We start from the raw sequence: 25889 nt of genomic DNA, 5'->3' as shown, positions 1-25889 counted from the left end.
CCTTTATCCTTCTGAAATGCTGCTGATCTCCGGCGGCCAAAAGGCCAACGGCTGCGGAGACATTCGTCCGCTGTCCCCAACGTACGGTGCGACGGGCCGCGGTGCAAGGGTCTGACGGGGGTCTTCGTCTCCGCCGGCCGCTTTCGTCAGGCCGAGACGGTGGCGTCGAAGAGCGCAATCAGGTCCCGGCTGATCTGGTACGGCGAGATCTCGGACGGGCTGTGGCCCGCGCGGTAGACCGAAATCCGCGCACCGATCGACTGCGCGAAGCTCCGGTGCAACGCCAGCGGCCAGAGGTCGTGTTCGCCGACTGCGACGAGCTTTGGCAGCGTCGCGGCCGCCAGCACCCGCCGCAGATCCGGGGTGTGCTTCATAAGGCCGATGATGTCGACCACCGAGGCGCGGCGCGTGAACGCGAACCGGCTCCTGACGAACCGCAGCCGCTGCGGCGCCACCCGGGCAATATTGCTGCGGATGCCCCAAATCATTATTGCGGTGCCGACCTTGGAGGTGACCCAACAGCTGACCCAGCCTGCCAGGCGCACGTAGCGGAGGCTCTGTCCCGGCTCCGGCGGGCAGCTGATGAGGGTCAGACTGCGGAACTTTTCTGGCCGCTGGACGAACGCCAGTTGGGCAACCACCGCCGCGAAGGAATACCCCACGACGTGCACGGCGCCTTGATCGGTGTCCAGCATGGCCAGGAGGTCGTCGCGGAACAGCTCGTAGTCGTAGCAGTTCCGGGGCGGAACGAGGTTTTCGGGCCCGGCCTGGGCGGATTCATACTGCCCGGCGATGTCGCAGCTGAGGACGAAGTAGCCGGCCGCGGCGAGCTCGGGCAGCATGAGGATGAAGTCTTCCTTGGAGCCGGTTGCGCCCGGGATTAGCAGGACGCGCGGCTTCCCGGGGTCTCCGGCAGCGATCGTCGCCAAGGTCCCGCTCGGTGCCTCGAACTGACCGCGCATCACGCCTGCCGGAAGGACGGCCCAGTCGAAGTCGGGCAACGCGGCGTCCCGGCGGGCGGCATCGTCCACCAGCCCCGAACCAAAGCCCTCGGGAACCGGGCCGCCCTGTGCGTTACTGCCGGCAGACGCCATCTATCTAACATAGCCCCCTGCCGGCGGCGTGGCGGAGGTCCCGTTGCAATTCGACGGCCCGGCGCCGGCCGGTCCGGAGGTCCACGCTCAGCCAGCCAGGCTGCCGGCGGCCGTGGCGGGGGAGAGCGGGGAATCCACCTGCCGCACCGTTCCGGCCGATCCGTCCACGGTCACGGTCTCACCGGTCCGCAAGCGGGTGGTCGCGTCCGGCACGCCCACCACCGCCGGGATGCCGTATTCGCGGGCCACCACGGCGCCGTGCGAGATCACCCCGCCCATTTCCATCACCAGGGCGCCGGCCGTCATGAACAGCGGCGTCCAGCCGGGGTCAGTGGAGGGCGCCACGAGGATTTCCCCGGGCTCGAGGTGCGCGCCCACCGGATCCAGGATGACCCGGACCATTCCGGTGGCGGTGCCCGCCGACGCCGGTGTCCCGGCGAGGGCGCCGGAAGCGGGGGACTTGGCCATCACGGCCGCCTCCACATCCGTGCCGTCGGAGAGCAGGAGCCGGGGAATCCGGCGCCGGCGCAGTTCGACGTCGTAGATCCGGTGGCGGCCCGCGACGATGCCCTTGAGGTCGGCACCCCGCAAACCCACACGGACTTCATCGAATTCCAGGAAATACACGTCGTCCGCGGCGGCGATCGCACCGGACCGGGCCAGCTCGATGCCGATCGCGTTGAGCTGGCGGTGCATTTCCGCGAGGGCGAGGATGATGTAGAACTTGGGCAGTTCGCGCAGTCCGGACAGCTGGCGGGTCCGGCGCAGGCAGAATTCCACCAGCTGGGCACGGATCCGGCTCCGGACCCTGGTCCGCTCCACCAGGCTGCGGATCCTGGCCTCGGCATGTTCCTCGGCGCGGGCGAACTGCCGGTCGGGCGCTTGCTCGGGGTCGGCCACATGAAGGTAGTTCGAGATCATCCCGAGGATATGGTCCGGCTTCTCCGACCACCGCGGCATGCCAAGGTCGATCTCCGCCACGGCGCGGTGGCCGTAGCGGTCCAGGAACCCGTGCAGGCCGGTCTGTGCCACTGCGGGCAGCGAGCCGGCCTTGTACAGGGCGGCCAGTTCCCTTGGCCCGTGGGCCAGGAACACCTCCCGGGACGCGGCGTTCGCGCCGACGGTGACGGCCAGTTGCCAGAGTTCGAGGTCCATCTCAGTGGTGACATTGTTGGGCAGACCCCGCAACACGGCCTCGAGTTCCCGCGGTGCCGCGATGCCGCGCAGCAGCCTGCGCGCCCCGGCCAGCATGAGGTAACCAACGGACGGTCCGGGCAGCGTCGCCAGGATCAGTCCGTCCACGGTGTTCTCCAGGATGCGCTGGGCGTGATCGAGCCGGCCAAAAGTGGTGGCCGGTTCCGGCAGGACAAGTTCGGATTGAAGGCGATCTCCGTAATCGAAGGCGCGGCGCAGTTCGGCGGACGGCCGCACCGCGGCCCGCAGAAGGGACGGAAGCAGCCGGACCGTCAGGCCCAGGCCGGCCATGGTTCCGGGATCGCGCCCTGCGCTATTGCCCGCTGCGCCGCTGCCGGTCCGCGGCCGCCGGGGGGCCAGCCTGCCCGCCGCGCCGTGCCGTGGCCGCCGGGACGGCCGTTTGCGCACGCCGAACCGCGGGTCATCCAGGAGTGCCGGAAAAACCGCGCCGGACCTGCCGTCCGCCAGCGGAAGCATCCGCAGCAGGTAGCGGCGGCCGTACCTGTTGCGCACCATGGGCGTCACGTCCACATACATCCGCAATCCCGGGTTGACGTACCGCCACGGCCCGTTGCGGTTCCGCATTGAGCCCAGCACGGAGAGCCCCATGGGGGTCAGGGGCCTGGTCAGGCCCTGGAGCAAGGTGCCGCACAGGTAGACGTGGGGGTCGACGTCGGCCCCTGCCTCCGCGCCCAGCGGTTCGGCGGCCGCAGGCTCCGGCAGCGGATACAACGTGGTGATGGGCCGCGACTGGGTCACCCAGATCCTGCCCGCGGCGTCGATCACCCATTCCACATCCTGGGGTGCCCCGAACAGCCCCTGGACGGTATCGCCGAGGGCCGTGAGTTCGCGGATCCGGGCGTCGTCCAGGCTCGGCCGCCGCCGGACTGACGTCCCCTTCGGTGAACGGAGGAGGATGCGTCCCGTGGCCGTATCCACGACGAAATGGTCCGGGTTGACGCTGCCGGAGACCACCGCCTGGCCGGGCCCGGCGCTCGCATCGATGACCGTTTCGGTCCGGGTGCCCGTCACGGGATTGGCGGTGAAGAGCACGCCGGCGCTGGTGGCGGTGATGAGGTCCTGGACGACGACGGCGAGGCCCACCTCACGGTGGCTGATCCCGTTGGCGGCGCGGTAGGCCACGGCCCGTTCGGTCCAGAGTGAGGCCCAGCAGCGCCGGACCGACTCGACCACGGCGTCGGCTCCGGAGATGTTCAGGAAGGAATCCTGCTGGCCGGCGAAGCTGGCGAAGGGCAGGTCCTCGGCGGTGGCGGAGGATCTGACCGCCACTGTGGCCCGGCTGCCGAGCGCGGCGTACGCGCCGCGAAGCGCGGCATCGACGTCGGCGGGAATCGGCGCGGTCACGATCATTTCCCGCGCCTGCCGGGCCAGTTCACCCAGATCCGGTCCGGGCCGGGCCAACCCGGGGCGGCCTGGCTGGCGGGAGTCGCCGTCGCCTATGTCGCCTATTTCGCCGTTGTCGCCGTTGTTCGACGGGTGGGGCTGCGCGGCGTCCAGCCGGGCCGCCAGCGCGTCCAGTTCGGCCGGGGCCGCCTTTCGGTAGGCAACCGTGGTGAGGCAGAATCCGCGGGGTACACGGAACCCGGCGGCCGTGAGCTTGCCGAGGTTCAGGGCCTTTCCGCCCACGAGCGGCAGGGGAGCGGAACCCAGTGCGCTGAGATCCATGACGAGACTTTCCGGTGCCCTGCCATCTGCAGAACCCATTTCCTGCTCCCACGTCCTGTCCGCGTCTTCAAGCCACGTGTTCACGCCACGTATTCAAGCCGCGGGCGGCCTCCGGGTCCTGGGTCCGGCGGCGCGGCGGCCCCTCTGCCAAGCGAGCCTGCCGGCCTACTGGCCGGCGTCGGCCTCGCCGGTGTCTTCCCACATAAGATCCAGGTTGCGGAAGACCGGAGGGCCGTCGCACAGGGCGGCCATCTGCGCGGCGAATTCGGAGGTCTCGGGCCGGTTGGAGTTCTCCATGGCCGACTCGTAGGAGTCGAACTCCACGATCGTGAGATAGGTTCCGGGGCGGTCGCGGTCTGCGGTGGCCATGATGCGGCGGAAGGTCGGGGCAGTGGTTCCCTCCGTTCTGGAGGGCCGGCCGAGTTGCTCGATCTCCTCAATGCGGGAGGTCTGAAATTCGATGATCTGCACGAACCTGGCCATGACGGCTCCCTTGACGGCGGCGGATGCTGATGCGCTTCACGCTAGACCCTCGTCCTTGCCCGTGCAAGGGCGGAAGCTAGCAGTACAGCCAGGCCGGCGCGGGCGGCCGCGSGGGTGTCAGCGCGGCCGCCGTCGAGAGCCCGGCTACGGGGTCAGGAGGACCTTGATGGCGCGCCGTTCGTCCATCGCGCGGTAGGCCTCGGGTGCCTCTTCCAGCGGCATGACCGAGTCGAACACGCGGCCCGGATTGATGGTGCCGTTCAGCACGTCCGCCAGCAGTTCCGGGATGTACGTCCGGGCCGGGGCCATGCCGCCGCCGATCGAGATGTTGGTGTCGAACAGAAAGCGCAACGGGGCTTCGGCGCCGCCGGTGGGGACGCCGACAAAGCCGAGGGCGCCGCCCGGGCGGACGCTGTGCAGGGCCTGTTCCATGGATTCCTTGGTCCCCACGCACTCCAGCACGGAGTCGGCCAGGACGCCGCCGAGCAGTTCGCGGACCTTGGCGACGCCCTCGTCCCCGCGTTCGGCGACGATGTCCGTGGCCCCGAATTCGCGGGCGATCGCCTGGCGGTCGGCGTGCCGCGACATGGCGATGATCCGCTCCGCGCCGAGGCGCTTGGCGGCCAGGACGCCGCAGAGCCCGACGGCGCCGTCGCCGACCACCACGACCGTCCGGCCGGGACCGGCCTTGGCCGCGAGTGCTGCGTGGTGGCCTGTGGCCATAACGTCGGAGAGCGTGAGCAGGCTGGCGCGGAGGGCGTCGTCCGGGTCGGTGACGCCCGGGACCTTGACCAGCGTGGACTCGGCGAGCGGTACTCGCACGGCCTGGCCCTGGCCGCCGTCGATCCCGTGGCCGGTGTCATCCTTGCCGCCCCAGCCGGCGAGGTGGTCGCAGGCCACCGTGACGCCGTCGAGGCACTGCGGGCACGCGCCGCAGCTGACCACGAATGGAGCGATCACGAAGTCGCCCACGGCGAGGTCTTTGATGTCGTCGCCGACGCTTTCGACCGTCCCGATGAACTCGTGCCCGATCGCGGACGGCTTGTGGGTGGGCTTGACCCCGCGGTACGGCCAGAGGTCCGAGCCGCAGACGCAGGAGGCGGTGACCTTCACGATGACGTCGGTGGGCAGCTGGAGGGTGGGGTAGCCGCGGTCTTCGACTCGGATGTCGCCGGGACCGTGGATGATGGTGGCGCGCATGGGTGCTCCTCGCATTGTGGTGGATGGGCTGGGAACGAGTTTAGTCCCGTGGCATCCCGGCCACGCAGGCGAGGACAAACAACACGGGGTCAGATCCGGCCCATTAAGGGCCGTTTCTGACCCCGCGTTGCTTTAGAGGGCTTCGAGCACGCTGACGTAGTTGGCGATGCCCACGCCGCCCATGTTCTGCACCGCGGCCCGGCGCGGGTTGGCCAGCTGCATGTCGCCGGCGGTCCCGGTGAGCTGCATGGCGGCGATGACGTGCTGGGAGACGCCGGTGGCGCCGACGGGGTGGCCCTTGGCCTTGAGCCCGCCCGAGACGTTGACCGGCAGCTTGCCGTCCTTGAAGACCCAGCCTTCCTCGAGCGCCCGGGCGCCCTGGCCGCGTTCGGTCAGCCCCATGGCCTCGTACATGAGCAGTTCGGCGATGGTGAAGCAGTCGTGGACTTCCGCGAAGTCGAGCTCTCCCAGCCCGACGCCGGCCATCCCCAGGGCCCGCTGCCAGGAGGCCCGTGTGGCGGCGAATTCGGTCGGGTCCCGGCGCTCGGCGGGGAAGAAGTCGTTCGCCTGGCCGAAGCCGGCGAGCCGCACCGGGGCCGTGGCGCCGCCGGTAGGGGCGACGGAGAGGACGACGGCGGCGGCGCCGTCGGAGACGGGGGAGCAGTCGGTGCGGCGCAGCGGGTCGGCCACCATCGGGTTCTTGTCCGAGACGGTGCGGCAGAAGTCCTCGCCGAGGTCCTTGCGGAGCTGGGCATAGGGGTTGTCGACGCCGTTGCGGTGGTTCTTCGCGGCGATGGTGCCCAGGACGTCGCCGAGCTTTCCGTTGCCGTCCCCGTAGCGCTTGCCGTAGTGCTTCGCGACCTCCGCGAAGAGGCCGGTGAACCCGGTGGTGGAGGCCTTGCCGGCCATGTCGTAGTCCGCGCCGAGCAGGGCCGCGCCCACGACGTCGGCCCCGGCCTGCGTCATCTTCTCGGCACCGATCACCAGGACGGTCTTCGCGGTGCCGGCAAGCAGGGACTTGGTGCCCTGCTGGAACGCGGCCGAGCCGGAGGCGCAGGCGTTCTCCACCCTGGTGGAGGGCACGTTGGCCAGCTGGTCCGAGACCTGCAGTGCGAGGGAGGACGGGAAGGCCAGCGGCATCATGCCGGAGTTGAACTGGCCGAGGTAAATCTCATCGATCTGGCCGGGCTCGATCCCGGCGTCGCCGATCGCCTCGGTGGCGACCTGCACGATCAGGGACTCCAGGGTTTCTTCGCTCAGCTTGCCGAACCGGCTGTGGCCCCAGCCGGTGAGCAGGACGTCCTTGCCGAACTGGTCTTTGAGGCTCATGCCGTCGCTCCTTCAAATTCGAGCGCGACATCGAAGTCGGCTTCGGTTTTTTCGCGGATTTCCTCCACGGTGACGCCGGGCGCGAGGCGCGTGAGCGTGAGCTTCCGCCCGCCGTCTGCTTTGTGTTCATTCTTCACAAGGTCGAAGACCGCGAGGTCGCTGATGATGCGGTCCACGCAGCTGAGCCCGGTGAGGGGCAGCGTGCATTCCTTGACGATCTTGGCGGTGCCGTCCTTGGCGTTGTGCTCGGTGAGGACCACGACGCGCGGGGTGCCGGCCACGAGGTCCATGGCACCGCCCATGCCCTTGACCATCTTGCCGGGGATGGTCCAGTTGGCGAGGTCTCCGTTCCCGGAGACCTGCATGGCGCCCAGGATCGCGACCTTCACGTGGCCGCCGCGGATCATGCCGAAGGACGTCGCGGAGTCGAAGATGCTGCCGCCGGGCAGGACCGTGACGGTCTGCTTGCCGGCGTTGATCAGGTCCGCGTCTTCCTCGCCCTCGAAGGGGAACGGGCCCATGCCGAGGAGGCCGTTCTCGCTCTGCAGGACAACGCGGACGCCGTCGGGCAGGTTGTTGGCCACCAGCGTGGGGATGCCGATGCCAAGGTTGACGTAGTCGCCGTCGTTCAGTTCTTCGGCCGCGATTGCGGCCATTTCATCTCGGGTCCAGGCCATGGTGGTTCTCCTTGGAAAGTCGGGGTGCTGAGGGTGGGGCGCCAATGCCGGCGCGCCCGGGGTGGGCGGCGCTCGGGCCGGATTAGACGGTGACGGCGGGGGCGGCCTGCGCCGGCTCTGCTTCCGCTGCGGGCCGCGGGCGGACGGTGCGCTGTTCGATGTCCTTGACGCGGCCGCTGGCCTGGACCAGGCGCTGGACGAACACGCCGGGGGTGATGATGTGGTTCGGGTCCAGCTGGCCGGGCTCGACGATCACTTCGGCCTCGGCGACGGTCACGGCGCCGGCCGTGGCGACCACGGGGTTGAAGTTCTGCGCGGTGTACCGGTAGATCAGGTTGCCGTCGGTGTCGGCCGTGTGGGCGTGAACCAGGGCGACGTCGGCCTTGATGGCGCGTTCCTGGACATAGGTCTCGCCGTCGAACTCTGCCAGCGGCTTGCCTTCGGCGACGAGGGTGCCCACGCCGGTCTTCGTGTAGAACGCCGGGATGCCGGCGCCGCCGGCGCGCAGCCGCTCAGCAAGGGTGCCCTGTGGGGTGAACTCCACCTCCAACTGGCCGGCGAGGTACTGCTCGGCGAAGAGCTTGTTTTCCCCAACGTAGGACGCGATCACCTTGCGGACCTGGCCGCCTTCGATCAGGACCCCGAGGCCCTTGCCGTCCACGCCCATGTTGTTGGAGACGACCGTCAGGTCCTTCACCCCGGAATCCCGCACCGCCCCGATCAGGTCAGCGGGGATCCCGCTGAGCCCGAAACCGCCGACGGCGAGCGTCATGCCGTCGCGCAGTACGTCCTGCAGAGCGGCCGCTGCCCCGGATTTCACCTTTGACATTGCATCTCCTCATTGAGCTCGTCTTGCTATCCACTCCGGCAATCCACTTTGTGGACTCCTTGCCTGAAGAAGGAGCCTATGGTGTGTCACAGACCACTGTCAACGTGGAGTTTCCCCGCAAATTGGCGGAGTTTATATTGTGGACGCTACCCTTGGCACCATCCATTATGTGGATACCTGATGGTAAAATCGGGTAAAAGCAACGTGGGTGAGAGCATCACCCAGTTCCGGGCCGACGTGAGGCAAGCAATGAATACAACTCCCGTCCAGGGCGCCCAGGTGGTCAGCCGGGCAGCCGGCCTGCTGCGCCTGGTCGGCCGGAAGCCGGAGGGCTGCCCCCTGGTGGAGCTCGTGCGCGAATCCGGCCTGACGCGGCCCACCGTGCACCGGCTGCTGAGCTCACTCGCGGCCGAGGGGCTGCTGGACCAGGACCCGGGCAGCGGCAACTGGGTCCTGGGTCCTGAGATCCTGCTGCTGGGGTCCGTGGCCTCGGCGCGCTTCCCCCTGGAGGACATCGCGAGGCCGAGCCTGCGCCGCCTGGCCGAAGAGACCGGCGAAAGCGCTTTCTTCTCCATCCGCCGCGGCAACGAGACCGTGTGCCTGCTCCGGGAAGAAGGCAGCTTCCCGGTCCGTTCCTTCGTGCTGCACGAGGGGGTGCGGTTCCCGCTGGGCGTCGCCTCCGCAGGCACCGCCATCATGGCCTTCCTGCCGGCACAAGAGCAGGAAGAGCTGCTCGCCAACTGGGCAGCCCACGCCGGCAGCTTTGCGGCCGCGCACACCGCAGCACTGGTCAGGGAGAACCTGGAAGCGACGCGGCAGGCCGGCTATTCGGTCAATCCGGGGCTGGTCCTGGAAGGCAGCTGGGGGATGGGTGCGGCGGTCTTCGACCAGCGGGGCCGCCCCGCCTGGGCGCTGTCCCTGACCGGCATCGAACCGCGCTTCCGGGAGGACCGGCGTCCGCAACTGGGGCGGCTGCTCCTGGAAGAAGCGCACCGGATCTCCACGCTGCTGACCCGCTCGCCAGGCGCCTGACCCTCGTCAAGGGCCCCGGTTCGGCTCAGGCCGCCTCGGACAATTCAACTTGCCGGGCGACTCTTGCGCAGCCGCCGCTTGTGCCAGAAGCTGGCAGCACAGGCCGCATCGCGTCGAGCCGAAGGAGCAAAGCCTCATGAAAGACATCAAGATCTCTTTCGATCACTATGGCAGCCCGGACGTCGTCACCGTTGGCGAGGAGGAACCGCCGGTTCCGGGGGAGAACGAGGTCCAGGTGGGGATCCGCGCCGTCGGCGTCAACCCGGTGGACTGGAAAGTCGTTGCCGGCTACCTGGAGCCCTACCTTGCCCTGGACTTCCCTGCAGTTCCCGGCTGTGAGGCGGCAGGAACCGTGACCGCCGTTGGCCCCGGCGTGACCGGCCATGAGGTGGGCGACGACGTGATCTGGAATGGCATTTCCGGGGCCTACCGTGCCGCGGCCAATTTTCCGGCCAGCCAGCTGACGCCAAAGCCCGCGGGCATCGATTTTGAGCAGGCGGCGTGCGTCGCGATAGCTGGCGGCACAGCGTATTCGGCGCTGCTTCAGCTTGGCATTGGCGTGGGGGACACGGTCCTCATCCACGGTGCGGCGGGCGGGGTCGGCTCGGCGGCAGTCCAGATCGCGCGGCACCTCGGCGCCCGGATCATCGGCACCGCTTCAGAGCAGAACCACGACTATTTGCGCGGCCTCGGCGCCGTGCCGGTGGCCTACGGCGAAGGGCTCGTGGAACGCGTCCGCGCACTGGGCACCATCACCGCCGTCCTGGACACCTTTGGCGGGGAGGAGACGACGACGGCGACGGTCCATTTGCTCGGCGGCCACGGCGCCGCGGTGACCACAGTGCCTGGAAAGGCGGCCAACGCGGCCGGAATTGCACCGGTCAGGCTGCTGGACGGACGGGTCGCGGAGGCGGCCCGGCTGTCGGCCGGGGGAAAGCTCCGCTTCAGCATCCAGGAGCGGATTCCCCTCACCGATGCTGCCAGGGCACTGGGCATCAGCCGCGCAGGCCATGTCCGGGGCAAACTCGTGCTGATCCCGTAAGTGGAACCCCGCGGGGCCGCCCGGCAGCCCCGCCCGGGGCTCTCGGCTCAGGCTATTTCCACCAGGTGTCGAAAATCGTCACCGGGACCGTGCGCTTGTGGCGGGTCCGCAGGTACATCGCCTCGATCCGTTCGGACGCGGCATCGGGTACGTCACGGCCCTCGAGGTAGTCATCGATCAGGTCGTAGCCCAGGCCGAGTTCGTCCTCGTCGGTGCGGCCCGGCTTGCCATCCAGCAGATCCGCCGTCGGAACCTTTTCCCAGATCCGGGCCGGTGCGCCGAGTTCCGCCAGCAGGGCGCGGTTCTGGCGCTTGTTAAGGCCGAACAGCGGCAGGATGTCCGCGCCGCCGTCGCCGAACTTGGTGAAGAATCCCGTGACGGACTCGGCGCCGTGATCCGTGCCGATCACCAGGTAGTTGTGCTCGCCGGCCAGGGCGTACTGGGCAATCATCCGGGTCCGGGCCTTGGTGTTGCCCTTGTGGAAATCGGAGATCTCGGTTCCTACGGTCTTCTCGAACTCGTCCTCGAAGCCATCTACTGCGGCCGAGATGTTGAACGTCCATTCGGTCTTGGCGCGCACGAAGTCCAGGGCCGCCTGGGCGTCGTCCTCGTCATGCTGGACGCCGTAGGGCAGGCGCACGGCCACAAAGTTCGCCTCGGTGCCCTCGGCCTCGAGTTCCTCGACCGCCAGCTGGGCCAGCCGCCCGGCCAGGGAGGAGTCCAGGCCGCCCGAGATGCCCAGGACGAAGCCCTTGGTGTGGGTGGCCGTCAAGTATTCCTTCAGGAACGTCACGCGTTTGCGCACCTCCCCGGCAGGGTCGATCCGGGGCTGCACGCCCATTTCCTCGATGATCTTCGCCTGGAGTTCACGCATGCCTCACAGCCTAGTCAGCGGTGTCAACAACGCTCAACTGTTGCAGCCGGACCGGCGGCTGGCGCGCGGATCCGGCGTCGAAATGGCTTCGGTTCCGGACGGCGGCTACGGTTTCGGACCGTTGCGACTTAGATGAGATGGGTGGGCATCACGGACCGGCTTCGTGTGCCACCGCCGGCGAGCGGGTTCAGCTGGGCCAGCAGCATGGACACCGCCATGCGACCGGCCTGCTCGATCGGGGAGGCCATGGTGGACAGCGGCGGATTGCAGAAGTCGGCGCCAAAGATGTCGTCGCAGCCCAGGGCAGGTCGGAGTTCCAGGGCACGTTCAACGAGAACGTCTTCTGCGACTCCTTCGACACCCGGCTCTAAACTGGCGCGGCGGGGCTGCGGGCGCCTAGGTTTCGGCTCGCCGCTACGGTTTCGGGCCGGTGCTGCGCGGATCCCCGCCGCGCCGGTCCGAAGCCGCGGCGCGGGTCCGAAACGTGCGCGAAAAACCCTCCCGCGGCACCCCGCGCAGGCGTAGCGTGGGGCCATGGAGAAGACCGGATGCGCGGTGGTGGGCGGTGGACCTGCGGGGATGATGCTGGGCTTGCTCCTGGCACGCGCCGGGGTGCGGGTGACGGTGTTGGAGAAGCACGCCGATTTTCTGCGCGACTTCCGCGGCGACACCGTGCACCCGTCCACCATCCGGCTCATTGACGAACTTGGGCTCGGCCAGGAGTTCCGCCGGCTGCCGCAGAGCCGCCTGAAGAACGTCGTTTTCCCGGTCCCGGGCGGGCCGTCCGTGACCATGGGTGACTTTGACGCCCTGCCGCCGCCGTACAACTACATCGCCATGATGCCGCAGTGGGATTTCCTGAGCTTCCTCGCCGACGCCGCCGCACAGGAACCGGGGTTTACGCTGCTCATGAGCCACACCGCCACCGGCCTGGTCCGCAACGGGGGCCGCGTCCGCGGAGTCCGCTTCAGGACTCCCGACGGCACGCAGGACGAGCTGCTGGCGGATCTGGTGGTTGCCACGGACGGCCGCCATTCCGCGCTGCGCACTGCGGCCGGGCTGGCGCCAAAGGAGTTCCCGGTGCCCTTCGACACCTGGTGGTTCCGGTTGCCCCGCTATCCCTCCGAAACGGGTGAGGTGGCCGGGCTTGTGCCGGCGTTCGGGCCCGGCGAGGCGCTGCTGGCCCTGTTCCGCAACGACTACTACCAAATGGGCTACCTCGCCGCCAAGGGCGCCGACGCCCGGATCCGTGCGGAAGGCGTTGAGGGCTTCCGACGGCGGGTCGCAGGGCTCCGCCCCGATCTCGCGGACCGGGTGGACGCCATCAAATCCCTCGATGACCTTCACTGGCTGGACGTGCGCCTGAACCGGCTGCGCTCGTGGCACATCAACGGGCTGCTGTTCATCGGGGACGCCGCGCATGCGATGTCCCCGGCCGGCGGCGTCGGAATCAACCTCGCCATCCAGGACGCGGCCGCCGCCGCCGAGTACCTTGCCCCCGCACTGCTCCGGGGCCGGGTAACCACGGCGGACCTTGAGAAAGTGGAACGACGGCGCCGGCTGCCGACCGTCATTGTGCAGACCGTCCAACGGATCATGCAACGCGCGATCTTCGTCCCGGTCATGACCGGGAAGCGGACAAAATTTCCGGCCGCGGCACTCTTCTTCGCCCGGCACGTTCCGGCGTTCCGCAAGATCATTCCCCGCTTCATCGCCTTTGGTCCGCGGCCCGAGCACGCACCGGCCTTCGCGCGGCGTGCCGAACCCCAGCCGCAGCCCTAGCCCTGACCCGGGACCGACATACAGCTCACCGGCTGGGAATCTGCGGCGGACCAGCCACTAAACTGGGAGCCATGACTGCCACCCGTGACTTCGCAGCCGACGCTGCCGCTGCCCGTGCCCGACTCCTGGAACTGATCAAGGAACTGGCCGTAGTCCGCGGCAAGGTCATCCTCTCCAGCGGCGCCGAAGCCGACTACTACATCGACCTGCGCCGCATCACCCTGCACCACGAGGCGTCCAAACTCGTCGGACAGGTCATGCTCTCGCTGATGGAGGACGCCGGGATCGATTTCGAGTGCGCCGGGGGACTCACCATGGGGGCGGATCCGGTGGGCACCGCCGTCATGCATGCCGCCGTCGACGCCGGCCGCCCGGTGGACGCTTTCGTGGTCCGCAAGGCGCAGAAGTCCTACGGCATGGGCCGCCAGGTGGAAGGCCCCTCGGTCGAGGGCCGCAAGGTCCTGGTCCTGGAGGACACCTCAACCACCGGCGGGTCCGCGCTGACCGCCGTCGAGGGCGTCCGCAAGGCCGGCGGCAACGTGGTGGCCGTCGCCGTGATCGTGGACCGCGACACCGGGGCCAAGGAAAAGATCGAGGCCGAAGCCGGTGTTCCGTATCTCTTCGCCTTCGGCAAGGACGAACTCGGCCTTAGCTAGGGGTTCGACAGCTAGGGGTTCGACGCCGGACGGCAAAGGTGGACGGGGTATGGGCCGTGACCTATCATTTGTCCCATACCCGTCCATCCTTTATCTGGAGAACACGCGCCATGCTCCCGTCCGAAAAGTCCCTGAACAGCGGTGTGAACCGCGGCCCTGAGGGGCAGGGCGCCGACATCTCGGTGGGAACGGTCGACCAGATCCAGAACCTGATCCTGGACAGCGCGGACTTCGAAGAGTTCCTGAACGAACTCGCGCGTTTTTCCGCGCACCAGGTGGCCGGCTCCGGCGACGACGCGCTGTGCGGAATCACCCTGCTCCGGGACCGTAAGGCCGCCACGATCGGGTGGAGCAGCGACTCCGCCCGCGAAGTGGACGAGATCCAGTACTCACTGTCCCAGGGCCCCTGCCTGACCGCCGCCAAGGAGGAACGGGAGGTCTACGTCCCGGACCTCTTCGACGAGGACCGCTGGGGTCCTGACTACGCCTCCGCCGTCGCCTCGCACGGCCTGCGCTCGGTGTTGTCGGTGCCTTTCCACCTCCAGGGCGAAGCCCAGGCGGCCCTGAACCTCTACTCCGATGTCCCGCACAAGTTCGACGGCGACGTCGCGGTCCGGGCCCGCGGCTACACCCGCGAAATCTCCCAGGCGCTGCGGCTGGCAGTCCGGTTCTCGCTGCACACGGACAGTGCCACAAACCTGCGCGCCACGCTTGAATCCCGGACCGTGATCGACATGGCCATCGGGATCGTCATGGCGCAGAACCGTTGCGACCAGGAAACCGCAGTCCGGATCCTCACCGACGCCTCCAGCAACGGCAACGTCAAGCTGCGCGACATCGCCAAATCCCTGGTGCAGTCTGTCGGCGGAACGGCAACCCGGACGCACTACGAGGAGCCGGATAGGCGGCAGGCCGGCTGAACCGGCAGCAGCCTATGACTTGTGTGCGACCACAAGCGCGGATACGCTGAATGCGGTTGAGCCGTCGGCCATAGACATCCTTATTTGGAGTACCTATGGACCAAACACTGCAAGCCCACGTCAAACTCGATGTCGTTTCCGACGTCGTCCGGATTAGTGTCCGGGGGAGCCTCACACAGGCCTCCCGCCCCTCCCTGATGCACATTATCCAGCGCGTCCGCCGCATGGGAATCATCTCGCACATCCGCGTTGACCTCGGCCTGGCCGCATTCGTGGAATCAGTGGCGCTGGCCGGCCTGCGCAACGACCTCAACGCGATCGACGGCGGGGCCTCCGGTTCGGAGGTCGCCGGCATGCCGGCTCCCGGCGGAGTCTCCCTGGAACTGACCGCGCACCGCGACGATTCCGCCGCCTTGCCACCCTTGAACATGGCCGGGGAATTTACGGCCTCGATCGATCCCTCAGGCACCCGGAAGCTGAACCGGTTCTCCGACGACGAACTCTTCGCCGCGAGCGACTCTGTGTTCGGCCTTCTCGATGATCCCGCTGACATGGCCCGCTCGGAACTCCTGGCGACTTATGACGAGATCGGCATGGAAATCAGCCGCCGCGAGGTCGGCCGCGAGCCCAAACCCGCGTAACCGGCAACGGCGCCAACCGCGCTCCAGCGGCCCGCCAGCGGCGCTTCCACGCTGGGCTTCGGGACCGCTGTATCGTCCGGTTTCTCATCCCCGACAAAGCGTGGATACGGTAGAGATGTGCCGGCCGAGATGGATCCGAACCATCCGCGAGGCCCCGGTGCTTCCGAGGCCCGCATGCTCCGCCGCGCCGTCGAGCTTAAACGGGTTTCCCGGCGATCGTTCCTGATCGGCGCCGGGTCCGCGTCGCTGCTGGCGGCGGACATGCTGTTCACTCAGCGCGTGCAGGCCGAGCGGCGTGTCAGCCGGATCCTCGAAGTACCTGATGACGTTGCCGAACGGTATTACCCCCACGCCAGCTGGATCCTGTTCCCCGGCTATAAAACGAGCTGGGAAGAAGCCCTGTGGATCCTGAACGCGCTGCGCGGCTCCCTGAACAAGAGGGGCCAGCTCGCCGCCGTCGGGTATTCCAACGAAGGCCTGGACATCGACGAGGTGGTCATCGCCGTGATCGAGCACGTCCGCGCCCACAATCTCACCAGCCTCTACTTCTACGGCCATAGTTTTGGCGGCATGGTGGCAACCCAGGTGGCGGCCCGGCTGCGCGAACTGCACGGCGTCGAAGTGGCGTTCATCCTCCTCGACTCCAGCCCGGCGAGCCGGCACGACGTGCTGGACCAGAGCTGGTTCGAGGGCGTGGTGCTGCTCTACGAAAGCGGGTTCCGCTTCCCCACAGTGCTGCGCGGCGGCTACGAGCTCGGCGAGAGGATGCTGCACAAGAATGAACGCAGTTGGGGCCAGGTGGTGGACCAGACACTGGAACAGCTGTCCCCGATCGCGCCGTCCAGCGTGCTGATCCAGTCCGAATCCGCCTACATCTTCCACTTTGAGGCCAGCCGTTTCGTCGGGAAGCTGGGCGAAACGAAGATGGCGTTCATCGGCAACCCCCGGGACAAGACGGTGGATTACGAGACCGCCCGGGACAACTGGTCACTGTCCTTCAAAACCAACATGGTCTCGGATGACCTGCGCACCGACGGGGCGAGGCCGGAGCACGCGAGCCCTGGCTGGAGCCCGTTCATCTACCGGCCCATCATCGAAAAACTCCAGGACGACCTCTTCCCGCTGCCGGGCGGCGGCGGGAAGAAAACCGCGTTCTGAGGTATCGCGTTCTGGGGTGTTGCTCAGATCTGGTTCTTGAGGTCCGCCACGGAATTCAGGATCTGGTTCGGCCGGAACGGATACGCGGCGATATCGTCCCGGTGGGTGATGCCGCTGAGCACCAGCACCGTGTGCAGGCCCGCCTCCATGCCGGCGATGATGTCGGTGTCCATGCGGTCGCCGATCATGGCCGTGGTTTCCGAGTGCGCGTCGATCTGGTTCATCGCCGACCGGAACATCATCGGGTTGGGCTTGCCCACAATGTACGGTTCGCGGCCCGTGGCCTTGGTGATGAGGGCAGCGATGGCCCCGGTGGCAGGCATGGGTCCGTCCTTCGAGGGCCCGGTGGCGTCCGGATTGGTGGCGATGAAACGCGCGCCGGCGAGGATCAGGCGGATGGCCATGGTGATGGCCTCAAACGAATAGGTGCGGGTCTCGCCGAGCACCACGAAGTCAGGGTTCTGGTCGGTGAGGATGAAGCCGGCCTCGTGGAGCGCCGTCGTGAGTCCTGCTTCGCCGATCGTGTAGGCGCGGTTTCCCGACTCCGAGCCGCGGACCTGGTCCTTGAGGAACTGGGCCGTGGCCAGGGCCGAGGTCCAGATGTTCTCCTCCGGGATTTCCAGCCCGGAAGAGCTCAGCCGGGCCGCGAGGTCCCGGGGCGTGAAGATTGAGTTGTTGGTCAGCACGAGGAACCGCTTGGAGGTGTCCACCCAGCGCTGGATCAGCTCCGCCGCGCCAGGGATGGGCTGGTTCTCGTGGACCAGCACACCGTCCATGTCCGTGAGCCAGCACTCGATTTCCTGGCCGCTGCGGTATACCGACGCCGATGAACGTACTTCGTCTGACTCTGCCATGGGGGACCTCCGCCGCTGGTGATGTGCTGCTTACTGGCTCCCAGTCTAATGTTGAGGAGTGACTGAACAGCCCGAAAGCCCCGCCCCGTCCCTTCCCGCCGCAGAGGAAGGGCCGGAACCGAAGGCGGAGGTCGGCGTCGGCCCCTGGGAAGGCGAACTTCCACAGGGCGGGCACTGGGATCCTGACCTCCTGGCGGACGGCGACCGGCGCAACGTGGTGGACAAATACCGCTACTGGAAGCACGAGGCGATCGTGGCCGACCTGGACTCCAAACGCCACAATTTCCACATCGCGATCGAGAACTGGCAGCACGACCTCAACATCGGCACCGTGGTCCGGACCGCCAACGCGTTCCTGGCCAAGGAAGTCCACATCATCGGACGACGCCGGTGGAACCGCCGCGGGGCCATGGTCACCGACCGCTACCAGCACGTCCGCCACCACCCCACCGTTGAGGACTTCGTGGCCTGGGCGCAGGGGGAGGGGCTGGCGATCATCGGGATCGACATCTTCCCGGACTCGGTGCCGCTGGAGACCTACGAACTGCCCAAGGACTGCGTCCTGGTCTTCGGCCAGGAAGGCCCGGGCCTGACCCCTGAAGTCCACGAAGCGGCGCTGGACACCCTGTCGATCGAACAGTTCGGCTCCACCCGTTCCATCAACGCAGCCTCCGCCGCCGCGATCGCGATGCACGCCTGGATCCGCCGCCACGTGTTCGGCCAGCTCCCGGGCTAAAGCCACCGCCAGCGGCCGGCGCACCGCCAGCGCCCGGCGCACCGCCAGCGCCCGGCGCAATGCCGGCGGCGAGGCCGGCGCCGGCCAGTCCGCCGGCAGGCCGGAACCATGACCGAAGCGCCCGGCCGCGAGTGTTACAGGGGCCACGTGACCGGAGACACGGCCCCGGCGCAGGAATGGCTAGGATGGTTCCTAGCCGACGAGGTTCCCTCCAGGATCACCAGCCCGTAGACGAAATTCACATTAGGAGTCAGCATGCCCATTGCAACCCCAGAGATCTACTCCGAGATGATCGACCGTGCAAAGACGGGCGGCTTCGCCTTCCCGGCGGTCAACGTCACGTCCTCCCAGACCCTGAACGCCGCCCTGCGCGGCTTCGCCGAGGCCGAGTCCGACGGCATCGTCCAGGTCTCCACCGGCGGTGCAGCTTACTGGTCCGGCGCCTCCACCAAGGATATGGTTGCCGGCTCCCTCGGCTTTGCCGCGTTCGCCCGCGAAGTCGCGAAAAACTACGGCGTGAACATCGCCCTGCACACGGACCACTGCCCCAAGGACAAGCTGGACGGCTTTGTGCTCCCGCTGCTTGCCGCCTCCGAGGCCGAGGTCAAGGCAGGCCGCAACCCCCTCTTCAACTCGCACATGTGGGACGGCTCCGCCGAGACCCTGCAGGAAAACCTGCGGATCGCCCGTGAACTGCTCGAGCGCACCGCGGCCGCCAAGATGATCCTCGAGGTCGAGATCGGCACCGTGGGCGGCGAGGAAGACGGCGTCGAGAACGCCATCAACGACAAGCTCTACACCACGGTCGAGGACGCCCTGGCCACCATCGACGCGCTCGGTTCCGGCGAAAACGGCCGCTACATCACGGCGCTGACCTTCGGCAACGTGCACGGCGTCTACAAGCCGGGCGGCGTCAAGCTCCGCCCTGAGATCCTCAAGGACATCCAGGAGCAGGTCGGCGCCAAGATCGGCAAGGCCAACCCGTTCGACCTCGTGTTCCACGGTGGCTCCGGCTCCTCGGACAAGGAAATCGCGGACGCCGTCTCCTACGGCGTCATCAAGATGAACATCGACACCGACACCCAGTACGCCTACACCCGCCCCGTGGTGGATCACATGTTCCGCAACTACGACGGCGTGCTGAAGGTCGACGGCGAGGTCGGCAACAAGAAGCTCTACGATCCCCGCGTCTGGGGTGCTTCGGCGGAGGCCGGCCTGGCCGCCCGCGTGGTCGAGGCCGCCCAGCAGCTGGGCTCCACCGGCAAGACCTTCTAACCATGTCCGACGAGTTCCGGAAAAACCTGATGGGTCCCGAGCCCACGCTCCTGCCTGCCGAGAGCGAGATCTACCAGCATCTCGCGCTCGGCCAGGAAGCCGTGGACCTCGTGGCGAAGCACCCCACCTCCTCGCTCCTGTGGGCCATCCTCGCCGAGGAGGCCTGGGACGAGGGCCGCACCATCGATTCCTACGCGTACTCGCGGGTCGGCTACCACCGCGGCCTGGACTCGCTGCGCCGCAACGGCTGGCGCGGCGTCGGGCCGATCCCGTGGGAGCACGAACCCAACCGCGGCTTCCTGCGCTCCCTCTACTCGCTTGGCCGTGCGTCCGCGGCGATCGGCGAGGCTGAGGAGCCGGAGCGGATTGAAAAGTTCCTGAAGGATTCCGATCCCGGCGCGAGGCTCCCACCTTGAGGTGGGAGCCCGCCGTCGTTTGTGCGTGCGTGGGTCAGCTGGCCTTGGCCAGGCCCGTGCGGGCCATGGCGTCCGCGTACGCGGTGTGCATCTCCGCCAGGTACTCTTCCTGCCGGGCCGGGGTGCCGGCGAACGCCCGGCCGCTGAGCGAGCGGACCTTGTAGGTCTTCAGGCCGCGGCGCCAGATCATGGGCACTTCGGTCTTGAGCAGCAGGTTGGCCAGGCGGTTGGCCTCGGTGCCGTGGGCGACGATCACGGAGGCGCGGGGAACGAGGGCCAGGAACTTCAGCAGCGGCTTCAGGCCCGCGGAAATCTGGTCCGGCGTGAACTTGCCGTTCGGCTCGCCGGGGACGTGCCACGGGTGGACGTTCCAGGGCATGACGAATTCGGGGCGCAGGCCGAGTTTCCACTGGATGCCCAGCATGCGGGTGGCGGCCTCGTCGTCGCCGGCGGTGATGAAGCCTGACGCGTCAGCGGTGCCGATGTTGGAGTACAGGCTGATGATCCGGCACTCGTCGACGTCGTGCATGGGGTCCACGTAGGGGACAGCGGTGCCAGCTTTGGTTGCCTGGAGGACGTCAAGGAGCTCGTTGACGGGGGCGACGTTAGGTTCGTACCGGCGGCTCAGAAGCTCTTCGCGGAAATTTTCGGTGGCCAGGGCTGTCATATGTTGCTGGGTCTCCTGCGGGATTGGCAAAGCTGCCACACCGGATGCAGGCACGCCGAATACGGGCATGCGGAGCAATGGTGTGGTTTGAAAATGTGGTGTGGACCGATTCCTGGTCGATCCTTATCAGTCTATCAAGCCCCGCGAAATGCGGCACCGGGCCGGACCCCGCCGGCCCGGTGCTGCTACCAGAGCCGCTGGGTGGCGCGGCGTGCGCCTTCGCCGAGGGCCTCCAGCTTGGCGTACGCGATTTGGGGATGCACCCTGCCGCCCAGCCCGCAATCGGTGGACGCAATCACGTTTTCCCGTCCCACGAGCTCGGCGAAGCGCACGATCCGGTCGGCCACGAGGTCCGGATGCTCCACGACGTTGGTGGCGTGCGAGACGACGCCGGGGATGATGACCTTCCCCTCGGGGAGCTTCGCATCCTCCCAGACGCGCCATTCGTGCTCGTGCCGGACGTTGGCCGCCTCGAAGGAGTAGCCGCCGGCATTGACCTGCAGGACTGAGTCGACGATGTCCGCGAAGGGGATGTCCGTGGTGTGCGGGCCGTGCCAGGAACCCCAACAGACATGCAGCCGGATCTGCTCCGGGGGAAGACCGCGCAGCGCCCAGTTCGTTGCTTCGACCCGGAGTTGGATGAACTTCAGGTAGTCCGCCAGGCTCGGCTCGGGGTTGATCTGGTCCCAGCTCTCGGCCAGGGAGGGGTCGTCGAGCTGGACTGTCAGGCCGGCGTCGATGATGGCCTTGTATTCCTCTCGCATCGCGTCGGCGCAGGCGTAGAGGAGTTCCTCGTCGCTGCCGTAGTAATCGTTGGCCACGCGGGCGCACGAACCGGGCGAGAGGGAGGCGATGAACCCCTCGGCGAGTCCGGCAGCGGCCAGGCCGGTCTTGAGGTTGGCAACGTCCGAGGCCACGAGCTCCTGGCCCGTGTACGTCAGCGGCCCGGCGATCTTGGGCTGCGTGACGGCCCTGCGGTGGGCCAGGATACCGGAGGAGGGGTCATTGTAGGCGTCATCGAACTTCTCCCGGTCCCGGCGGTCCGGGAACGAGGTCAGGACGATGTGGCCGGGCGAGGAGCGGTGCACCGTGGCGTCGGCCCAGCGGTCCACGTCGGTCGGTTCCAGGCCGCCGAGCCGTGAGAAGGAGTAATTCCACCAGGCGCCGTAGTCCACGGAGCTGGACATCGTGTGCCCGTACTCGCCGTCATTGGGGATGTCGATGCCCAGCTCCTTCTGGCGCTGGACGACGTCCACCACCGAGGTTTCGAGCAGGTCCAGGAATTCGGGCGTGATGCCGTCCGTTTCCTTGGCCTCGTTCGCGGCGATCAGCTCCGGCGTGCGGGGCAATGAGCCGGCATGGGTCACACGGATGTGGTCTGTGGTCCGGGGCATGGCGCGGTTTCCTTTCGGCCGCTCGGGATTCTCACTCCCACTCAATTCCACCCCGCGCCGTCCCGCAAGTAGTGCCCGCTATGTGTCGGGCCTGAGCCGGCGGATGATGCAGCTACGACGAACGCCATGAAAAAGAACGGCTCGTCCGCCGCGGCGGACGCGTGGCCCTCCCTCGCGGAAGCCGCCCCGGCGTTCACCACCGTCGGGACGGCGCGTCCAAGCAAGGACCCAAAGCGATGCCGGGCACCGATTTCGGCTAAACTTGGGTGGTAAGAGCCCCGGAACTCTGGCGTTGGATACGAACACAGCGATAGATTCGGGGCATTCTCATGAACGGCGCTGAACTGCGGTGACCGCCTGGTCATCAAACGCAGTTCGGCCCGAACGAATGGGGGAGGATCCCATGCCAGCAATCGTGATCGTCGGAGCCCAATGGGGCGACGAAGGCAAAGGTAAGGCCACTGACCTGCTTGGCGGCCGCGTCGACTATGTCGTCAAGCCCAACGGCGGCAACAACGCCGGGCACACCGTCGTCGTAGGCGGTGAGAAGTATGAGCTCAAGCTCCTTCCGGCCGGCATCCTGAGCCCGAACGCGGTTCCGATCATCGGCAACGGCTGCGTGGTGAACCTGGAAGCGCTGTTCCAGGAGATCGACGGACTGGAGGCCCGCGGCGCGGACACCTCCAAGCTGCGCGTCTCCGCCAACGCGCACCTCGTGGCGCCCTACCACCAGGTCTTGGACAAGGTCACCGAGCGGTTCCTCGGCAGTCGCGCCATTGGCACCACCGGCCGCGGCATCGGCCCGGCCTATATGGACAAGGTGGCCCGCCTCGGCATCCGCGTCCAGGACGTCTTTGACGCCTCGATCCTGCGCCAGAAGGTAGAGGGTTCGCTGCGTCAGAAGAACGAGCTCCTGGTCAAGGTCTACAACCGCCGGGACATCGAGGTGGACGAGATCGTGGAGTACTTCCTGTCCTTCGCCGAGCGCCTCCGCCCGCTGGTCATCGACAGCACCTACGTCCTGAACACCGCCCTGGACGAGGGCAAGGTGGTCCTCATGGAGGGCGGCCAGGCCACCTTCCTGGACGTTGACCACGGCACCTACCCCTTCGTGACGTCCTCGAACCCGACCGCGGGCGGCGCCTCCGTGGGCTCCGGCATCGGCCCCACCCGGATCTCGCGTTCCATCGGCATCATCAAGGCCTACACCACCCGCGTGGGCGCAGGGCCGTTCCCGACGGAACTGTTCGACGAGATGGGCATGTACCTGCAGAAGACCGGCGGCGAGTTCGGCGTCAACACCGGCCGTCCCCGCCGCTGCGGCTGGTACGACGCAGTGCTGGCGCGCCACGCCTCCCGGGTCAACGGCTTTACGGACTACTTCGTCACCAAGCTGGACGTGCTGACGGGCATCGAACAGATCCCGGTCTGCGTGGCCTACGACGTCGACGGCGTGCGGCACGACGAAATGCCCATGACCCAGACCGAGTTCCACCACGCCAAGCCGATCTTCGAATACTTCGAAGGCTGGACCGAGGACATCACCGGCGCCCGCACCCTGGAGGACCTGCCGGAGAACGCCCGGAACTACGTCCTGGCCCTGGAAAAGCTCTCCGGTACCCGGTTCTCCGCGATCGGCGTCGGCCCGGACCGCGACCAGACGATCGTGGTCAACGACCTCATCAACGATTAGCGCCGGTTGACGCAACACTGACCGGCGTACGACGGCGGCGGGTCGCCCTTGCAGGGGCGGGCCGCCGCCGTCGCCGTTAAGGCCGCAGCCAAGGCCGCAGCCGCGCCTGGGCCACAGCTGGCCTGGGCGGGACCACAACGGTCCTAGGCGGGGTCTTCCGCGGACGTGAACCGCAGCGAGAGCCAGTTCTCCCGGCACGCCCTGGCGGCGGCCTCGGCGTCCCCAAGGCGGGCGAGCCGGATGATTTCAGCGTGCTGCGCCACCGATTCGCGGGCGGCAAAGGAGCCGAAGCGCATCCGCTCCACCCGGCGCAGGACGGGGGTGGTTTGTTCCAGGAGTTCCCGGAGCACCGGGTTGCCGCTGACCGTGACAAAGACGGCGTGGAACTCGTCATCGGCCCGCAGTGCCGACTCGACCTCCGCCGCCTGCAGGGCCTGTTCGAAGCGCGCATTGGCCCCGGCCATGGCGGCGAGATGCTCCTCGGCCAGGAGCGGGACCGCCAGGCGTGCGGCCAGCTCGTGCAGTCCCGCCACCACCTGCTGCGTGCTGAGGGTCGACGCCGGGTCGCACGGGGCCACGATGGTCGCCTTGCCCGGCAGCGCAACCACCAGGCCGGCGCGTTCCAGCCGCAGCAGCGCCTCGCGGATGGGTGTCCGGCTCACGCCGAGCCACGCTTCCAGTTCGGCGTCCTTCAGCCGTTCGCCGGGCTCGAAGGTGCCGTCGACGATCGCGTTACGGATCGATTCAAAGACGTTGTCCCGCAGCAGCGGCCGCTTGTGGACTCCGGCGAGCGAGGGGACGGGCATGCAACATATCGTATATCCCTCTTGCCCTCCCGGAGCCCGTATCCGACAATGCAATATATTGCATATTTGCTGTGACCGTTTCCCACCGCGAGCGAAGGACCGACGATGGCCATCACCGATTTCGAACGCTACCCCCTGATGTTTGGCCCGAGCCCCATCCATCCGCTGCCGCGGCTCAGCGCACACCTGGGCGGGGCGCAGATCTGGGCGAAGCGCGAGGACGTCAACAGCGGCCTCGCGTTTGGCGGCAACAAGACGCGCAAGCTGGAGTACTTCGTCCCGGAGGCCCTGGCGCAGGGCGCAGACACCCTCGTCTCGATTGGCGGCTACCAGTCCAACCACACCCGCCAGGTCGCGGCGGTGGCCGCGAAACTCGGCCTCAAAGCCCGCCTGGTTCAGGAAAACTGGGTCGACTGGCCCGATCCGTTGTCCGACCGGGTAGGCAACATCCTGCTCTCGCGGATCATGGGCGCCGACGTGCGGCTGGACAGTGCGGGCTTCGACATCGGCATCCGCAGCAGCTGGGAGACCGCCATCGAAGAGGTCAGGGCCGCCGGCGGCACGCCCTACGCGATCCCGGCCGGCGGGTCCGACCACAGGATGGGCGGTCTGGGCTTCGCCAACTGGGCCTACGAGGTGGAAGAGCAGGAGCGCGAGCTCGGCGTCTTTTTCGACACGATTGTCGTCTGCACCGTCACGGGCTCCACCCACGCCGGGATGATCGCGGGTTTTGCCGGCCAGGACAAACCGCGCCGCGTGATCGGCATCGACGCGTCGGCAACCCTGGCGAAGACCCGTGACCAGGTGGAACGCATCGCCCGGAACACCGCCGAGCTGATCGGCCTGGGCAGGGAACTCCGGGACGAGGAAATCAACGTCATGGAGGGCTGGGCCGGGGACCTCTATGGGATTCCCGTCGATTCCACCCTGGAGGCCATTCGGCTGGGCGCCTCGCTCGAGGCCATGATCACCGATCCCGTCTACGAGGGAAAGTCCCTCGCCGGGCTGATCGACCTCGTGAAAAGCCGGGAAATTCCGGCCGGCAGCAATGTCCTTTATGCCCATCTGGGTGGCCAAGTCGCCCTCAATGCCTACAGCGGGCTCTTCCGCTCCTGACGCGCCGTCGTCGTTAATCCCCGGCAGCACCGGCTCAAAAAAGAAACCAAGAAACTTCCGCTTGGTGCGTAACCTTTCGGGCCCGCCCAGCGATTACTCCTTTGTAAGCGCCTCCGGAGTCTTGGACCCCCCACCAGACACCGGCTGGCCTTCCACCGTAAGTGCCGGCCGGCGCCTGCCCCCATGGGCGCCGGCCAGCCTTTTCTGGCGAGAGTGGGCTGTCAACTGCCCCCATGAGGCCTCAGCCCGCCTTCAAACCAAAAAAACAAAGGATATACGTCTGTAATGAAGAGTGTTAGCAAGACCACCAAGATCGCTGTCGGCGCCGCCATTCT

General features: G+C 67.6%; 24 protein-coding genes and 1 pseudogene. 12 read left to right on the top strand and 13 right to left on the bottom strand.

The window, feature by feature from the left end; all coding sequences use genetic code 11:
- Positions 1 to 146: 146 nt before the first annotated feature.
- From AC1D0A_RS19055 to AC1D0A_RS19025, 7 genes are all read right to left on the bottom strand, one after another.
- Entirely contained in the window at positions 147 to 1094 is a 948-nt protein-coding gene (locus AC1D0A_RS19055) for an alpha/beta fold hydrolase (RefSeq protein ID WP_476946544.1), read from the bottom strand.
- Between the two features lie 87 nt (positions 1095 to 1181).
- Positions 1182 to 3974, bottom strand: coding sequence for a PEP/pyruvate-binding domain-containing protein (locus AC1D0A_RS19050; RefSeq protein WP_476946543.1), 2793 nt, complete (start codon positions 3972 to 3974; stop codon positions 1182 to 1184).
- 165 nt (positions 3975 to 4139) lie between these two features.
- Positions 4140 to 4457, bottom strand: coding sequence for a hypothetical protein (locus AC1D0A_RS19045; protein ID WP_079552423.1), 318 nt, complete (start codon positions 4455 to 4457; stop codon positions 4140 to 4142).
- A gap of 144 nt (positions 4458 to 4601) precedes the next feature.
- Positions 4602 to 5657, bottom strand: coding sequence for a zinc-dependent alcohol dehydrogenase family protein (locus tag AC1D0A_RS19040; protein WP_243181424.1), 1056 nt, complete (start codon positions 5655 to 5657; stop codon positions 4602 to 4604).
- 132 nt (positions 5658 to 5789) lie between these two features.
- Positions 5790 to 6986 (bottom strand): acetyl-CoA acetyltransferase, encoded by a 1197-nt coding sequence (locus tag AC1D0A_RS19035; protein WP_476946542.1) that lies wholly within the window; start codon positions 6984 to 6986, stop codon positions 5790 to 5792.
- On the bottom strand, positions 6983 to 7663 hold the full coding sequence (locus AC1D0A_RS19030; protein WP_459383705.1) for a CoA transferase subunit B: 681 nt from the start codon (positions 7661 to 7663) through the stop codon (positions 6983 to 6985). The genes AC1D0A_RS19035 and AC1D0A_RS19030 overlap by 4 nt, the downstream gene beginning before the upstream one ends.
- An 82-nt stretch (positions 7664 to 7745) precedes the next feature.
- Positions 7746 to 8492 (bottom strand): CoA transferase subunit A, encoded by a 747-nt coding sequence (locus AC1D0A_RS19025; RefSeq protein ID WP_476946541.1) that lies wholly within the window; start codon positions 8490 to 8492, stop codon positions 7746 to 7748.
- Between the two features lie 249 nt (positions 8493 to 8741).
- On the opposite strand from AC1D0A_RS19025, the gene AC1D0A_RS19020 reads away from it, so the two are divergent.
- Complete coding sequence (locus AC1D0A_RS19020) at positions 8742 to 9524, top strand: IclR family transcriptional regulator (protein WP_230010098.1); 783 nt, start codon at positions 8742 to 8744, stop codon at positions 9522 to 9524.
- Positions 9525 to 9660: 136 nt separating this feature from the next.
- On the top strand, positions 9661 to 10566 hold the full coding sequence (locus AC1D0A_RS19015) for an NADP-dependent oxidoreductase (protein ID WP_476946540.1): 906 nt from the start codon (positions 9661 to 9663) through the stop codon (positions 10564 to 10566).
- Positions 10567 to 10618: 52 nt separating this feature from the next.
- Here AC1D0A_RS19015 and nadE read toward each other — a convergent pair whose 3' ends face one another.
- Together nadE and AC1D0A_RS19005 are read right to left on the bottom strand one after the other, a co-directional pair.
- Complete coding sequence (gene nadE / locus AC1D0A_RS19010) at positions 10619 to 11440, bottom strand: ammonia-dependent NAD(+) synthetase (RefSeq protein ID WP_243181429.1); 822 nt, start codon at positions 11438 to 11440, stop codon at positions 10619 to 10621.
- A 128-nt stretch (positions 11441 to 11568) separates the two neighbouring features.
- Positions 11569 to 11742: pseudogene (locus AC1D0A_RS19005) on the bottom strand (substrate-binding domain-containing protein); the annotation flags it as partial.
- A 232-nt stretch (positions 11743 to 11974) separates the two neighbouring features.
- Here AC1D0A_RS19005 and AC1D0A_RS19000 point away from each other — a divergent pair.
- The 5 genes from AC1D0A_RS19000 (at position 11975) to AC1D0A_RS18980 (ending at position 16597) form a co-directional block, all read left to right on the top strand.
- Positions 11975 to 13222, top strand: coding sequence for an FAD-dependent oxidoreductase (locus tag AC1D0A_RS19000; RefSeq protein ID WP_043436308.1), 1248 nt, complete (start codon positions 11975 to 11977; stop codon positions 13220 to 13222).
- Positions 13223 to 13293: 71 nt separating this feature from the next.
- Positions 13294 to 13878, top strand: coding sequence for an orotate phosphoribosyltransferase (gene pyrE / locus AC1D0A_RS18995; protein WP_223914541.1), 585 nt, complete (start codon positions 13294 to 13296; stop codon positions 13876 to 13878).
- A gap of 110 nt (positions 13879 to 13988) precedes the next feature.
- Positions 13989 to 14798, top strand: a complete 810-nt coding sequence (locus AC1D0A_RS18990) for a GAF and ANTAR domain-containing protein (RefSeq protein WP_243181431.1) — start codon at positions 13989 to 13991, stop codon at positions 14796 to 14798.
- 95 nt (positions 14799 to 14893) lie between these two features.
- On the top strand, positions 14894 to 15439 hold the full coding sequence (locus AC1D0A_RS18985) for a hypothetical protein (protein WP_476946539.1): 546 nt from the start codon (positions 14894 to 14896) through the stop codon (positions 15437 to 15439).
- 129 nt (positions 15440 to 15568) lie between these two features.
- Positions 15569 to 16597, top strand: coding sequence for a thioesterase domain-containing protein (locus AC1D0A_RS18980; protein ID WP_476946555.1), 1029 nt, complete (start codon positions 15569 to 15571; stop codon positions 16595 to 16597).
- Between the two features lie 23 nt (positions 16598 to 16620).
- Here the strand turns inward: AC1D0A_RS18980 and AC1D0A_RS18975 are convergent, their stop codons facing one another.
- Complete coding sequence (locus AC1D0A_RS18975) at positions 16621 to 17451, bottom strand: HAD-IIA family hydrolase (protein WP_028277432.1); 831 nt, start codon at positions 17449 to 17451, stop codon at positions 16621 to 16623.
- Positions 17452 to 17509: 58 nt separating this feature from the next.
- On the opposite strand from AC1D0A_RS18975, the gene AC1D0A_RS18970 reads away from it, so the two are divergent.
- From AC1D0A_RS18970 to AC1D0A_RS18960, 3 genes are all read left to right on the top strand, one after another.
- On the top strand, positions 17510 to 18187 hold the full coding sequence (locus AC1D0A_RS18970) for a TrmH family RNA methyltransferase (RefSeq protein ID WP_079555318.1): 678 nt from the start codon (positions 17510 to 17512) through the stop codon (positions 18185 to 18187).
- A 255-nt stretch (positions 18188 to 18442) separates the two neighbouring features.
- Complete coding sequence (gene fbaA / locus AC1D0A_RS18965) at positions 18443 to 19462, top strand: class II fructose-bisphosphate aldolase (protein WP_243181434.1); 1020 nt, start codon at positions 18443 to 18445, stop codon at positions 19460 to 19462.
- Between the two features lie 2 nt (positions 19463 to 19464).
- Positions 19465 to 19878: a DUF3151 domain-containing protein gene (locus AC1D0A_RS18960; protein ID WP_476946538.1), complete on the top strand. Its 414-nt coding sequence runs from the start codon at positions 19465 to 19467 to the stop codon at positions 19876 to 19878.
- Positions 19879 to 19912: 34 nt separating this feature from the next.
- Here the strand turns inward: AC1D0A_RS18960 and AC1D0A_RS18955 are convergent, their stop codons facing one another.
- Positions 19913 to 20545: a uracil-DNA glycosylase family protein gene (locus tag AC1D0A_RS18955; protein ID WP_028277428.1), complete on the bottom strand. Its 633-nt coding sequence runs from the start codon at positions 20543 to 20545 to the stop codon at positions 19913 to 19915.
- 185 nt (positions 20546 to 20730) lie between these two features.
- On the bottom strand, positions 20731 to 21939 hold the full coding sequence (locus tag AC1D0A_RS18950; RefSeq protein ID WP_476946537.1) for a cobalamin-independent methionine synthase II family protein: 1209 nt from the start codon (positions 21937 to 21939) through the stop codon (positions 20731 to 20733).
- A gap of 403 nt (positions 21940 to 22342) precedes the next feature.
- Here AC1D0A_RS18950 and AC1D0A_RS18945 point away from each other — a divergent pair, with 403 nt between their 5' ends.
- Positions 22343 to 23632 carry an adenylosuccinate synthase gene (locus tag AC1D0A_RS18945; protein ID WP_223983709.1) on the top strand — a complete coding sequence of 430 codons (1290 nt, stop codon included), beginning with the start codon at positions 22343 to 22345 and terminating at the stop codon, positions 23630 to 23632.
- Positions 23633 to 23775: 143 nt separating this feature from the next.
- Here the strand turns inward: AC1D0A_RS18945 and AC1D0A_RS18940 are convergent, their stop codons facing one another.
- Positions 23776 to 24438, bottom strand: a complete 663-nt coding sequence (locus AC1D0A_RS18940) for a GntR family transcriptional regulator (protein WP_476946536.1) — start codon at positions 24436 to 24438, stop codon at positions 23776 to 23778.
- A gap of 105 nt (positions 24439 to 24543) precedes the next feature.
- On the opposite strand from AC1D0A_RS18940, the gene AC1D0A_RS18935 reads away from it, so the two are divergent.
- Positions 24544 to 25554, top strand: coding sequence for a 1-aminocyclopropane-1-carboxylate deaminase (locus AC1D0A_RS18935; RefSeq protein WP_476946535.1), 1011 nt, complete (start codon positions 24544 to 24546; stop codon positions 25552 to 25554).
- Positions 25555 to 25889: the final 335 nt, after the last annotated feature.

Source organism: Arthrobacter sp. P1_D4, assembly GCF_056406115.1.
Note: the sequence above shows the minus strand (reverse complement) of the source record. Positions and strands in the feature narration are given on the sequence as shown.

What these genes read in the sequence shown, in the direction of transcription:
- nadE (WP_243181429.1), bottom strand. Translation starts at nt 11,440, where the DNA reads ATGCGTGAACTCCAGGCGAAGATCATCGAGGAAATGGGCGTGCAGCCC.
- AC1D0A_RS18975 (WP_028277432.1), bottom strand. Translation starts at nt 17,451, where the DNA reads ATGGCAGAGTCAGACGAAGTACGTTCATCGGCGTCGGTATACCGCAGC.
- AC1D0A_RS19040 (WP_243181424.1), bottom strand. Translation starts at nt 5,657, where the DNA reads ATGCGCGCCACCATCATCCACGGTCCCGGCGACATCCGAGTCGAAGAC.
- AC1D0A_RS19000 (WP_043436308.1), top strand. Translation starts at nt 11,975, where the DNA reads ATGGAGAAGACCGGATGCGCGGTGGTGGGCGGTGGACCTGCGGGGATG.
- AC1D0A_RS19045 (WP_079552423.1), bottom strand. Translation starts at nt 4,457, where the DNA reads ATGGCCAGGTTCGTGCAGATCATCGAATTTCAGACCTCCCGCATTGAG.
- AC1D0A_RS18935 (WP_476946535.1), top strand. Translation starts at nt 24,544, where the DNA reads ATGGCCATCACCGATTTCGAACGCTACCCCCTGATGTTTGGCCCGAGC.
- AC1D0A_RS18980 (WP_476946555.1), top strand. Translation starts at nt 15,569, where the DNA reads ATGGATCCGAACCATCCGCGAGGCCCCGGTGCTTCCGAGGCCCGCATG.
- AC1D0A_RS19020 (WP_230010098.1), top strand. Translation starts at nt 8,742, where the DNA reads ATGAATACAACTCCCGTCCAGGGCGCCCAGGTGGTCAGCCGGGCAGCC.
- AC1D0A_RS18940 (WP_476946536.1), bottom strand. Translation starts at nt 24,438, where the DNA reads ATGCCCGTCCCCTCGCTCGCCGGAGTCCACAAGCGGCCGCTGCTGCGG.
- fbaA (WP_243181434.1), top strand. Translation starts at nt 18,443, where the DNA reads ATGCCCATTGCAACCCCAGAGATCTACTCCGAGATGATCGACCGTGCA.
- pyrE (WP_223914541.1), top strand. Translation starts at nt 13,294, where the DNA reads ATGACTGCCACCCGTGACTTCGCAGCCGACGCTGCCGCTGCCCGTGCC.
- AC1D0A_RS18985 (WP_476946539.1), top strand. Translation starts at nt 14,894, where the DNA reads ATGGACCAAACACTGCAAGCCCACGTCAAACTCGATGTCGTTTCCGAC.
- AC1D0A_RS19030 (WP_459383705.1), bottom strand. Translation starts at nt 7,663, where the DNA reads ATGGCCTGGACCCGAGATGAAATGGCCGCAATCGCGGCCGAAGAACTG.
- AC1D0A_RS19015 (WP_476946540.1), top strand. Translation starts at nt 9,661, where the DNA reads ATGAAAGACATCAAGATCTCTTTCGATCACTATGGCAGCCCGGACGTC.
- AC1D0A_RS19050 (WP_476946543.1), bottom strand. Translation starts at nt 3,974, where the DNA reads ATGGATCTCAGCGCACTGGGTTCCGCTCCCCTGCCGCTCGTGGGCGGA.
- AC1D0A_RS18990 (WP_243181431.1), top strand. Translation starts at nt 13,989, where the DNA reads ATGCTCCCGTCCGAAAAGTCCCTGAACAGCGGTGTGAACCGCGGCCCT.
- AC1D0A_RS18955 (WP_028277428.1), bottom strand. Translation starts at nt 20,545, where the DNA reads ATGACAGCCCTGGCCACCGAAAATTTCCGCGAAGAGCTTCTGAGCCGC.
- AC1D0A_RS19035 (WP_476946542.1), bottom strand. Translation starts at nt 6,986, where the DNA reads ATGAGCCTCAAAGACCAGTTCGGCAAGGACGTCCTGCTCACCGGCTGG.
- AC1D0A_RS18960 (WP_476946538.1), top strand. Translation starts at nt 19,465, where the DNA reads ATGTCCGACGAGTTCCGGAAAAACCTGATGGGTCCCGAGCCCACGCTC.
- AC1D0A_RS18950 (WP_476946537.1), bottom strand. Translation starts at nt 21,939, where the DNA reads ATGCCCCGGACCACAGACCACATCCGTGTGACCCATGCCGGCTCATTG.
- AC1D0A_RS19055 (WP_476946544.1), bottom strand. Translation starts at nt 1,094, where the DNA reads ATGGCGTCTGCCGGCAGTAACGCACAGGGCGGCCCGGTTCCCGAGGGC.
- AC1D0A_RS19025 (WP_476946541.1), bottom strand. Translation starts at nt 8,492, where the DNA reads ATGTCAAAGGTGAAATCCGGGGCAGCGGCCGCTCTGCAGGACGTACTG.
- AC1D0A_RS18945 (WP_223983709.1), top strand. Translation starts at nt 22,343, where the DNA reads ATGCCAGCAATCGTGATCGTCGGAGCCCAATGGGGCGACGAAGGCAAA.